General features: G+C 63.6%; 8 protein-coding genes and 1 pseudogene. 2 read left to right on the plus strand and 7 right to left on the minus strand.

The genetic code is table 11. The features are described from left to right. On the plus strand, nt 1-933 hold a 933-nt coding region (locus CXY71_RS01310), incomplete at its 5' end, for a hypothetical protein (protein ID WP_104133925.1). A 359-nt stretch (nt 934-1,292) separates the two neighbouring features. Here the strand turns inward: CXY71_RS01310 and CXY71_RS21640 are convergent. The 7 genes and pseudogenes from CXY71_RS21640 to CXY71_RS01345 all read right to left on the minus strand — a co-directional run bounded on the left by CXY71_RS21640 (nt 1,293) and on the right by CXY71_RS01345 (nt 9,875). Next, entirely contained in the window at nt 1,293-2,183 is an 891-nt protein-coding gene (locus tag CXY71_RS21640; RefSeq protein ID WP_233204320.1) for an ECF transporter S component, read from the minus strand. Beyond that, a complete protein-coding gene (locus CXY71_RS21645) occupies nt 2,180-4,144 on the minus strand; it encodes an ATP-binding cassette domain-containing protein (RefSeq protein WP_104133927.1) in 1,965 nt (654 codons plus the stop codon). The genes CXY71_RS21640 and CXY71_RS21645 overlap by 4 nt, the downstream gene beginning before the upstream one ends. Then, nucleotides 4,145-4,735 carry a hypothetical protein gene (locus CXY71_RS01325; RefSeq protein ID WP_104133928.1) on the minus strand — a complete coding sequence of 197 codons (591 nt, stop codon included), beginning with the start codon at nt 4,733-4,735 and terminating at the stop codon, nt 4,145-4,147. Between the two features lie 20 nt (nt 4,736-4,755). Further along, nucleotides 4,756-6,198, minus strand: coding sequence for an O-acetylhomoserine aminocarboxypropyltransferase/cysteine synthase family protein (locus CXY71_RS01330; protein WP_233204321.1), 1,443 nt, complete (start codon nt 6,196-6,198; stop codon nt 4,756-4,758). Beyond that, the gene (locus CXY71_RS01335) at nt 6,198-7,370 is read right to left on the minus strand and encodes a MalY/PatB family protein (RefSeq protein WP_104133933.1); all 1,173 of its coding nucleotides are present in this window, start codon (nt 7,368-7,370) and stop codon (nt 6,198-6,200) included. The genes CXY71_RS01330 and CXY71_RS01335 overlap by 1 nt, the downstream gene beginning before the upstream one ends. A 583-nt stretch (nt 7,371-7,953) precedes the next feature. Beyond that, nucleotides 7,954-8,523 (minus strand): annotated as a pseudogene (ribA, locus tag CXY71_RS01340) (GTP cyclohydrolase II); the annotation flags it as partial. Between the two features lie 122 nt (nt 8,524-8,645). Further along, on the minus strand, nt 8,646-9,875 hold the full coding sequence (locus CXY71_RS01345) for an NAD(P)/FAD-dependent oxidoreductase (RefSeq protein ID WP_104133931.1): 1,230 nt from the start codon (nt 9,873-9,875) through the stop codon (nt 8,646-8,648). 101 nt (nt 9,876-9,976) lie between these two features. Here CXY71_RS01345 and CXY71_RS22510 point away from each other — a divergent pair, with 101 nt between their 5' ends. Continuing rightward, nucleotides 9,977-10,645: a helix-turn-helix domain-containing protein gene (locus CXY71_RS22510; RefSeq protein WP_104133932.1), complete on the plus strand. Its 669-nt coding sequence runs from the start codon at nt 9,977-9,979 to the stop codon at nt 10,643-10,645. The last annotated feature ends 248 nt before the right edge of the window (nt 10,646-10,893 follow it).

Raw genomic sequence — 10,893 nt, forward strand, 5'->3', positions numbered from 1 at the left:
ATGATTCCTGATTCTCGCCCTACGTCACACGGCGGACTTGCTGTTAGCTACTGGCCTCACCCAACCCTGGCACGTAGGGGGCCGGCCGACGACGTAATGGCTGTGGGAGCACTGCTCACTCTTAACCTGGGAATGACGGGCGTGCCAGCCGTAGCCGGGGTCGCAATAAGTTTCTGGCCCGGGATCAGCGCGCGGGCCAGGCGAGGTGCCTATTTCTTTCTGGGAGTGTTCGGCGGGATGGGTGCCGCCACGTGGTTGATCTCCGCTGGCCTGACGATGCAGGTCGGCGACCCGTATGAAGTTGTTCTCGGAGCATGGGTTATCGTGTCATTCGTCGCCGCTGGCTACGGAATCATCCCGTTCCTTATCGCACCAAGGTCCCCGCTGGAGGCGACGGACGTCGAGAGGCGAATCGAATTCGCGCCCAGTGCCATTGGTGCCTGGTCCCAAACAATCAGGGGAAACATGTTCCTTTGGGTGGCGATTGGACTGATCGTTCTCGGGTCCGTGATCTATGGACCAGCGGTCGTTGCCGGGCGGGCTTCGGACCAAATCTTTGGCATAGCCGTGATGACTGTCGCCATTGTCTTAGTTGCGTCGTTCGTTCGGCTGCGCGTGACCGCAGATTGGCGCGGTCTGCGGGTGGTTTCGGCGATATTTCGGATTCCGTTGAAACGCATCCGTTTAGATGCCATTGATGCTGTCGAGGCCGCCGAACTTCGACCCACCGAGTGGGGCGGGTGGGGGTATCGAATTATGCCCGGTCGATCCACTGTCATTCTGAGGAAGGGGCCCGGGCTGATTGTGACGACGCGAAACGAGAAGCAGTTCGCGATCAGTCTCGACGATCCCGAAACGCCGGCAGCCCTGCTGGCAACACTTCGAGACGGAAATGCTGGAGCGCCGAAGATGGAGAGGGGAAGCAAGCCATGATGAGATTGCACGGCCTTGAAGCATCCGTCAGACGTGCGAGGCTCGAGTTCAGGCACGTGAATAGGTTCGGCTCTGTCGCCGGTTCGCCGGTACTTCTCTTGCACAGCGGCGGGGTCGCGTGGTGCAGGTAAACCTCACTGCACTGGATCACGGCGTACACCGGCGCAAGCGCCAGCGAGCCGAGGAAGGCCGGGCCGGTCGGTGTGGCATCGTCGAGGTTCATCGCGACGAGTATCCACAACGGTTGCGTATTCGAGACCTCGGTATCGGACCGTTACACGTTTAGAGGGTTCGGCAAGGGTATCCATCTTGCGGACGTTCGTTCGTTTCTCCTCCCGGAAGGGACAGCGGCCGCCCGGTCAACGACGTGGAGAAATCTTCGTTCGCCGCAGAGCCGCGAGCACGGCCGGGCCGACCAAAGCGACGCCGACGACTGTCGTAACGGCACGCACGGTGTCCCAGGTGAGGGTTGAGGTGATAAGCGAGTAGAGCGCGAACGAGGCCAGGTTCTGGCCGGGGTCGGCGGCGGCTTCATAGGAGATGTCGGTGCCACTGCCCACCGCGAATGGCCAAAACCAGAGGTTCATCAGGAGCCCAAACAGATAAGACGCAACCACGCCGTAGGCGGCCAGGAGGGCGATTTCCGAGCGGATGCGGCACCGCTGAGAGCCGGAAGCGTGCCAGCGGGGAAGCAGCCCGGCACCGGCACCGACCCACCCGCAAGCGAACATCTGGAACGGGGTCCACGGGCCGAAGCCACCCCAGAGCACCGACGACACTGCAATGGTGAGCAAGCCGAGCAAAAAACCGAAGCGTGCACCGAAGACACGCCCGGCCAGGATGAGCAGCACGAAGACGGCCTCGACCCCGCCGACTCCGGCACCAGCAATGCGCACGGCGGCGCCGACGGCAGAGAGTACGCCGAGCAGGGCGACGGTCTTGGCCATGTACATTTCGCGGTCGAGGGTGAGCGCGAGGGCCACGAGGAGGGCCGGAATGAGCGCGAAGGCGATGATTGGAACGGCGACCTGCGCGTCGGCCGGCACCGCCCCGACGAAGAACGGCCACGCGAAGGCGGCCGCGGCGAGCACGCTGCCGCCACCGAGAATCCACGACGTCCAGCGGATGCCGCGGCGCGGTTGCGCACGATCCGCACGTTCGCGCAGACGATCGCTAAGAGCGAGTACGCTCGAGCCTGTTGTGTCTGGGGTGCCAATGACGTCATCGCGGGGCCCGCTCTGCTCGGTCACAGGCGCACCGTGATCGGGGCAGACAGCCGGCCGGCCTCCATGCAAAGCGTTCGCGTGGCGAGGCCGAGCGCGAAGTCGTCGTCGTGGGTGGCGAAGATGACCGCGGCACTGTGGCTGGCGGCCGTCAGCAGCGCTGCACTCACGAGGGTGCGCGCCTGATGGTCGAGACCACGGGTCGGTTCGTCGACGAGCAGCAGAGCCGGTCGGGCGCCAAGCTGGATAGCCATCACGAGGCAAAGGCGTTCGCCGGCGGACAGATCGCGCGGGTGACTCTGCAGCAGGGGTGCGGCATCCGCTGTGACGTCGAAACCCAGCAAATGCGCGAAGGTTTGCGCGGTGCTGACCCCCGTCAAGCCGCGATCGGCCCGGCGACACTCCTCCCCGACGGTGATGGCAAATAAGAGGTCGTCGAAGTTCTCGGGCACGAGCGCCACTGCCTGCCGTCGGGTGCGCCGCTTGAGCGAATGGACGTCGCTCCCGGAGACGATGACAGTATCGGCCGCCGTCGGCAGCGCGATCGTCCGCAGCAGGCTGCTCTTGCCGGCGCCGTTGCTGCCGCGCAGCGCGATCAGCTCGCCGGGCTGCACCTCGAACGACACGTCGTCCACGACCAGATTGGTTCGATGCAGAACACTCAACCGACGGATGCTCGCGAGCGGCACCGCAGGGCGCAGGGCGGTTGAGACCGGTGCCGGGACACGAAAACTGTTCGCTAAGTCGGTGCCCGGGAGCTCGGCGGCGGAAAGCTGGTGCAGTCGGCTGCTTCGAATCTGGAGCCAGGCATCCGCTACCGTTACGAACTCACGCGTGTTGTGTTCGGCGATGACGACGCAGACGCTGGCCTCGTGGGCCAGCTGGCCGAGCACGGTGCAGACCCGATCCCGGGCGGCCGTGTCGAGGTCGGCGAGCGGCTCGTCGACGAGCAACAGAAGGGGATGGTTTACAAGGGCGGCGGCGATCGCGACGAGGCTGGCCTCACCGGCCGAGAGCTGCTCGATCGGACGGTCGACCAGGCACTCGATTTTCAGGCGGGCGGCCACCTCGAGAACGCGAGCGTGCACGATCGGCGCGGCGACATTGCGCACGGCCAGGGCGAAGCCGATCTCGTCGTGTACTGTTTCGGCAGCGAAGCTGAGGCGCACGTTCTGCGCGACGAGCCCGACGAATCCGGCGGTGTCGCGCGGCGGAGTCGCGGCCCGGTCGGCGCCGACAATGTCGATGCGTCCCTGCTGGGTACCGTCGTAAAAGTGCTGGAACAGACCGCTCATGCTGTGCAGCAGGCTGCTTTTACCCGACCCGGTCGCGCCGACGATCACGGTGAGGGTAGCTGGCTTGAGGGTGACGTTGAGCTCGTCCAGATGCCAGCGCGTCTTGTCAGGCGCAGCGCCAAAGTTCAAACCGGCATCCCGGAGCACCACCGGTGCCTCGCACACGCCGGTCACGACGCGGGTGGCCGCGAAACCGCGGGTTTCCATCGACGCGGCCAGCGCGAGCGCACGCTCGATCGTCTGCTCGAAAATGGGCACGAGCAGCGACGCGATCGACCGTTCTCCGCGCAGGGAGCGGGCGACCCGCACCCTGCGCACCGACTCCAGCAGTGCCGGAAAGGTCGCCCAGGCGATCACGAGCGAACGGGAGATGGCGCGCAGCGGCCCGCGACCGGCACCGCGTGCGAACAGGGCCTGCACGTTGATGACCGCGTTGAGCAGGCCGAAGAACACGATGACGGCGGCGACCGGCAGTGCGCTTTGCGCCGCGTTTCCGAGCCCGAGTAGGGTGACCGGGCCGAACAGGGTGATGTGGCTGAACGGCCCGTCGAGCCGGAGTCTTGGAAGATCCAGCAACAGCAGCGGACCGGTGCCGGATCCGCCAAACACGACGCGGTAGACGACCCGCAGCAGCACGAAGCCCACAGCGAGTACGACTGCCGCGCGCAGCGGAGCCAGGCGCAGGCGAAACACTTAGCTGCCGGGCGTGGGTGTTTCGGTGCCGGTCGTGTAGACGAGGCCCACTGACTGGCCGGGCTCGACCTCGAGCGTGCCGAGGCCCTCCTGCGCGTACTCCCAGTCGGCGTCGGGGGTGGCTTTCACCCAGAGCGCCCAGTACGCGTACGCGGGTGGCATCGAAGCGCAGGTTTCGGTGAACGATTTCTGGCCATCGACCACAACGGTTTCGTCGGCAGCCGGGCGCTCGTTGACGCGGCAGACGATCTGGTCGCCGTATTCCACGCTTCCCTCGGTTGTGACACCGGAAATCGCAAGGGTCTCGCTCGCGGCAATCGCCTGGGTCGCGTCGACGCACTCGGTGACCGAGTCGGCGACGAGGGTGCCGAAGTCGACGACGACGTTGACGCCGGTGCAATCGACGGCCGCAGCATCCGCTCCAGCGGTGGCGGTGGCGCCAGCGGATGCCGGCGAGCCGGTCCCGGAATCGGTGGTGGCGCATCCGCTCAACGCGGCGAGCAGAACGAGCGCGCCCAGTATGGCCGAGGTGCGTGCTGCCGGGGTGCGGGAGAAAATGGGCGCAGTGAAAATTGGCGCAGTGAGGTTCATGAATTCAGAGTACCTAGCGTTTAGAGGATGCCGGCGACTCGGTCGAGCCCCCCGCGGAGGTCGAGCTGAAGGTCATCGAGCGCTTCGATGCCGACCGACAGGCGCAGCATTCCGGCGGTGATGCCGAGGCGGGCGTTGAGATCGGGGGCAAACGAGGCGTGGGTGGTGGTGAGCGGGTGCAGCACCATCGAGCGGGTGTCGCCGATTCCGGTCATGCGGCTGAACACGCGCAGGCCGTTGGTGAAAGCGCGGGCACCCTCCGTGCCGCCCTTGACGGTGACGGCGAACACCGAGCCGGTACGGCCGTTGTAGTACTTCTGTGCGATCTCGTGCAGCGGGCTGCTCGGCAGGCCGGCGTAGTCGACGACCTCGACCTCGGGCTGTTCTTCGAGCCAGTGCGCGATGGCGATGGAGTTGTCAACGTGACGTTCCATACGCAGCGACAGGGTCTCGATGCCCTGGTGCAGCAGAAATCCGTTGAACGGTGAGAGCGACGGACCGACGTCGTTGACGACGGCCTCGCGCACGTACTGGGCGTAGGCGGCCGGGCCGAACCGTTCGAGCAGCGAGGGCAAACCTGGACGCAGCGAGTCGGTCAGCAGCGGGTAGCGGCGGGAACTCGCCGCCCAGTCGAAGGTGCCGCCGTCAACGATCGCGCCCGACACCCCGGCGCCGTGGCCGCTGAGAAACTTGGTGGTCGAGTGCACGACGATGTCGGCGCCGTGCTCGAACGGGCGAATGAGGTACGGCGTGGCGACGGTGTTGTCGACGACGAGCGGAATACCGTGGCGGCGGGCGACGGCGGCAACGCGGGCAATGTCGACGACGTCGTTGCGCGGGTTAGGAATGGTTTCAGTAAAGATCGCCTTGGTTTCCGGCCGAATCACGGCGTCCCAGACTTCGTCGGAGTCGGTGTCCCAGACGTAGTCGACCTCAATGCCCATGCGGCGAAAGCTTCGGCCGAGCAGAATTCGAGTGCCGCCGTAGATGCTCGCGGTCGAGACGATGTGCTCACCCGATTCGGCCAGGGCGAACAGGGCGGCGCTGATCGCGGCCTGCCCACTCGACACGGCGACGCAGGCGGAGCCGCCCTCCAGCGAGGCCAGTCGCTGTTCGGCGACCGCGTTGGTGGGGTTGCCCTGTCGCGAATAGATGGGCTCCCGCGACCCGCCATTGAAGCGTGCAGCCCCGTCGTCGAAGGAGTCGAAGACGTAGCCGGCGCTCAGGGTGAGCGGCGGAATGCGCGCGCCGCGGTTTTCGTCGGCGTATTCGCCGACGTGCACCTGGCGGGTGTCGAAGCTGAAGCCGTCCCAGTCGGTGATCGGCGCGACGACTGCGGCAGCGTCAGAGTTCAGCGGCGAAGATTTGAATCTAGCTGGTGCTGGTGCTGGCGTGGCCATGGAACTTCCTGTTGCGTCGGTGTGGGTCGGGAGCGGGGCATCCGTTTGACCAGGGGTAGTCATCAGGCAGCCGCCTCGGCCGACACCCGGGCGACGAGCGCCGCGATGCGGGCAACGGCCTCGCGCAGGGTATCGGGGGAGCAGGCCAGGTTGAGGCGGGCGAAGCCCTCGCCGCCGAGCCCGAAGGACTCACCGCTGTTGAGAGCGACGCGGGCATCGACGAGAATGCGCTGGTACGGATTGTCCCCGAGACCCACGTGGCGAAGATCCATCCAGGCAAGATAGCTGGCGCGCGGCCGGTGATAGATCACGGCGGGCAGATGTTCGCAGAGCAGGGAATTCAGGAGAGCATCGTTGCTGACAATTTGGTCGATGGCATTGTCGAGCCAGTCGGTACAACCGAACGCGCTGATATTGGCGTGCAGCCCGAGAATGCTGGTACGGCAGGCGACTTCCTCTGGCAGGCGGTTGAGCAGCTCGTTGGTCGCGTCATCGGCCGCGACCATGATGGCGCACTTGAGCCCGGCGATGTTCCAGCCTTTGCTCGCCGAGGTCACGGTCACGGCGCGCGCACCGGCGGTCACGGCCAGCGGGGCGAACGGGGTGAAGGTGGCGCCGGGGTAGGTGAGCGGGGCGTGGATCTCGTCGGAAATCACGAAGACGTCATAGCGGGCCGCGAGCTGGGCGAGCTTCTCGAGTGCGGCCCGCGCCCAGACGATGCCGTGCGGGTTGTGTGGGTTGCACAGGAGGAAGGCATCGATGCCGGAAGCAAAACTGTGCTCCAGCGCCGCGAAGTCGAACAACCAGGTGCCACCGTGCTCGATCAGGGGGGTCTCGACGACATTGCCGAGGGCCTCCTCCACAAGTTCATAGAACGGCGGGTAGACCGGCGGGGTGATCGAGACGTGGCCGCCAACCGGCACGACCAAGCGCAGGGCCTCGACGATGCCGACGCTGACATCGGTGGCAAGGTGTACATGGCTCGCGTCGACGTTCCAACCCCAGCGATTCAGGGCGAACGCGGCGAAGGCCGGAGCAAGCGGTCCCGGGCCGTCGAGGTAGCCGGTGTCGGAGGCCTGCACGCGCTCCACCAGAGTCGCGACAATCTCCGGTGCCAGGGGGTAATCCATCTCGGCAACAAACAAGGGAAGTACGTCGGCAGGAAACCGAGTCCACTTGATGCTACTGCGCTCGCGCCGGATATGCTCCAGCGGTGCTACCTCGATGACTGACATGACCACAGCATGTTCCTGCCGCCCCGAATAAGCGAACAGGTACGTAAACATTCGACACATGAGCGGATGCCGGCGGTAGCCGGTAGCCGGTAGCCGGTCGCAGCGGTCAAGGGTGTTATCACCCTCCTGAGGAACGCTTTGTAGACCTCCGAACTCCTGCTACGGCAGCACGACGCTCACGAGAAGCGCCCGCAAGTCCAACTTCGATGTGCCGGTATAGACGAGGACGCTAATGCTCATGTTGGATCCAATTATGGTCACGTCCCATTGAGTGATGTTGTTCCCGAGCTTGAGTGTTGCTTCGTGAACGTGAGGAGCGACGGTACGACGGTCAGTGAATACTGACTAAAGCAACTCACAAAGGGGACCTCTCGGAGGTCGAACTGAGCTGGCGCGGATATCTCGGACAGTGGGGTCGGTCACAACCATTTGAGAATCCAAATGGAATTACTTGAAAATTCCTAAGCATCCGGGGGTGGGTGAACGAAGATTGTATGGTCAGGTCAGGTCAGGTCAGGTCAGGTCAGGTCAGGTCAGGTCAGGTCAGGTCAGGATGGGCTCGGCGGGGTTTCGGATCTCAAGATCAGAGGGCGTGTTGAAAGAGGTGTCCCATGCGATCACGTTTGGTGCGCAGATACGCGGAGTTGGCCGGATGTGCACCCGCTGTAAGTGGTACGCGCTCGAGGACGGTGATCCCGTGCCCGGTGAGCTGGTCGACCTTGTCGGGATTGTTGGTGAGGAGACGCACGGCGTGAAGTCGGAGGTTGTGAAGGATAGCAGCCGCGGCAGAGTAGTCACGGCCGTCCGCGGGGAGGCCGAGCGCGAGGTTCGCATCGAGCGTGTCTAAGCCGGCTTCTTGCAGTCGGTAGGCCCTGAGTTTGTTGATAAGTCCGATGCCGCGTCCCTCGTGGCCGCGCATGTAGATCACGACGCCGCCGTATTGATTGATTGTGTTGAGGGCGGAGTCAAGTTGTGGGCCGCATTCACATTTCTGAGATTCGAACACCTCACCGGTCAGACATTCTGAGTGCACGCGAACGAGGCAGCCGTCGGTTGGTGTGCCAGACACGACGGCGAGATGTTCGCTTCCCGTGACAAGGTCGCGGTAGGCGCGGAACTGGAAAGTGCCGTGCTTGGTCGGAACGGTCGTTTCAACTTCAAATGTGACGCCGGATATCGCGATCGTACGGACAGTGCTAGTACTGTCTCCTCCCTTCGAGAGTGCGGCGATGGGTGCCCCGGAGGGGCTGGTACTGAAACATGTTTCAGCCATGATTACAGCGATTCCAGGGGTACATCGGCATCCGCAAGCTTGGCGCGATCGACTTGGTTGCCACGTCGAATGATGCCTTGCACGGCTTCGTTGACATCCCAGACATTCACGTTCATGCCAGCAACAACTTTCCCATCCGCCACCCAGAAGGCGATGAATTCGCGACCAGCCCGGTCGCCTCGATACACCACCTCAGCTCCCCGAGTCAGGGGGCCGAATCCGGAGTACTCCATTCCGACGTCGAACTGGTCGGTGTAGAAGTACGGGATGTCGTCGAAGGACACCTTTTGGCCGAGCATCGACCGCGCCGCAGCCTTCCCGCCATTCAAAGCATTGGCCCAGTGTTCGCTGCGCAGTCGCAACTTCGCCAGAGGATGGTAGGCATTGGCAACGTCACCCGCCGCGTAGATTGCTGGGTCGCTCGTGCGAAGCGACGCATCAACTGAGATGCCATTATCGATCGTGAGCCCCGCTGAATCGGCCAGCGCAACATTGGGCGTGGCACCAATGCCGACCAAGACGAGGTCCGCGGGAATGACCTCTCCGCTTTCGAGTTGCACAGCGCTAGCGCGCCCGTCCTGTCCGAGAACGCTTTCAACGGACACCGAGCGCCGCAGGATGACGCCGTTTTGTTCGTGGAGATCGGCGAACATCTGGCCGAGCTCGTCGCCGAGCGCATTCGCCAGCGGGATTGGGTCGCGTTCGAGAATCGTCACGTCATTTCCTAGGGTGCGTGCCGTCGCAGCCACCTCCATGCCAATCCAGCCCGAGCCGATTAGGACGAGACGCAAACTTCCGCCTGCAAGTAGAGGACGCAGGATGTCGGAGTCTTCCAGGGTACGCAGGTAGTGCACTCCTTCGAGGTCTGCCCCAGGAATCGACAGGCGGCGAGGAGACGAGCCAGTGGTGAGTAGCAACTTTCCGTATGCAAAGGCCTCACCGGCGTCAGTATGAATGAGCTGGTGAGCAGCATCAACGCTGGCGACAGAAGTGCTGAGGAACAACTCAACCTTATGCTCCGCGTACCAATCCTTGGGATCAACGTATACAGAGTCGCGGTCGCTGGATCCGCTGAGGTAATCCTTCGAAAGGGGCGGTCGGATATAGGGCCGGTGCGCCTCGGCGCCGATCAGTTGGATCGGCCCGGTGAAGCCCTCTTCTCGCAGCGCCCTGGCAGCGGACGCACCAGCGAGCCCCGCTCCGACGATGACATAACTCTCAGAATCCGGCATGGTTCCTCTTTACTAGTGTCCTGGCGAGCTTCGTAGCCCAACTTTAGGAGCCATTCGTTTCTTTTGTCAAGATACTTTGTTTTAGAGTTACGATTATCACTATGAACGAACAATCACGGCCGGACGACATCTCCGCTATCGCGTCGCTCAGCGACCCGTTACGCCGAACTTTGTTCGATCTCGTCTCTCAAAGCGCCACGCCGATGGGCCGTGATGAGGCGGCCGAGGCGCTCGGTATTCCGCGCGGGACGGTGGCGTTTCACTTGGAGAGACTTGCTCGATGCGGGCTGTTGGACACCGAATTTCAGCGCCGCACGGGCCGAACTGGTCCTGGCGCTGGACGGCCGGCCAAGCTGTACCGGCGTGCGACCAACGAAATCGTCGTGTCCGTTCCGGGCCGACACTACGCTCTGGCCGCAGAGCTGTTGGTCTCTGCCATTGAGCAATCCAATCGCACAGGGAAGCCCGCCCAGGAGTCGCTCACTCGGGTGTGTGTGGAACACGGTCGAACGTTGGGCATGAGTGCCGGCTCATTGGACGTGGTGCTGCAGTCAACCGGATATGAACCTCAGGACGATGGTGACGGCGGACTGCTTCTTCACAACTGCCCGTTCCACCAGCTTACAAAGAGTCACACCGAGACCATCTGCGCGGCCAACCTAGCCCTACTGGTTGGGGTCGCGGAAGGTGCTGGTGAGCGCGCACGCAAGGTCCAATTTGCGCCGAGAGACGGATACTGTTGCGTACGTATCGCCCGGAATGCCGAGTAGGCGGAACGCTTTGTCCTTCCCTCGGTCTATCCGGTCTCACCGTGGGTCGTGAGTGTCAGCACCCAACGACTCCGAGTTGTCTTGTCACCACCTCGCCCTCGAAGAGCGGTCGTGACCTCCTGGTTGTAAAGACGACTAATGTCACGGCCCCGTTCTTGTATTCGGAGGTGAAGTCTGGACGTGATTTTGCTTTGGTAAACATTTTCTTTTGCGTGCTGTCCTTTCAACGGGGTCAGTCGCCCTGCCTG

It is taken from the genome of Cryobacterium sp. Y62 (assembly GCF_002929785.1).
GTDB lineage: Bacteria > Actinomycetota > Actinomycetes > Actinomycetales > Microbacteriaceae > Cryobacterium.

Excerpts from the sequence above, each read along its gene's own strand:
- CXY71_RS01345 (WP_104133931.1), bottom strand. The coding sequence starts at position 9,875 with ATGCCGGATTCTGAGAGTTATGTCATCGTCGGAGCGGGGCTCGCTGGT.
- CXY71_RS01335 (WP_104133933.1), bottom strand. The coding sequence starts at position 7,370 with ATGTCAGTCATCGAGGTAGCACCGCTGGAGCATATCCGGCGCGAGCGC.
- CXY71_RS01325 (WP_104133928.1), bottom strand. The coding sequence starts at position 4,735 with ATGAACCTCACTGCGCCAATTTTCACTGCGCCCATTTTCTCCCGCACC.
- CXY71_RS22510 (WP_104133932.1), top strand. The coding sequence starts at position 9,977 with ATGAACGAACAATCACGGCCGGACGACATCTCCGCTATCGCGTCGCTC.
- CXY71_RS01330 (WP_233204321.1), bottom strand. The coding sequence starts at position 6,198 with ATGACTACCCCTGGTCAAACGGATGCCCCGCTCCCGACCCACACCGAC.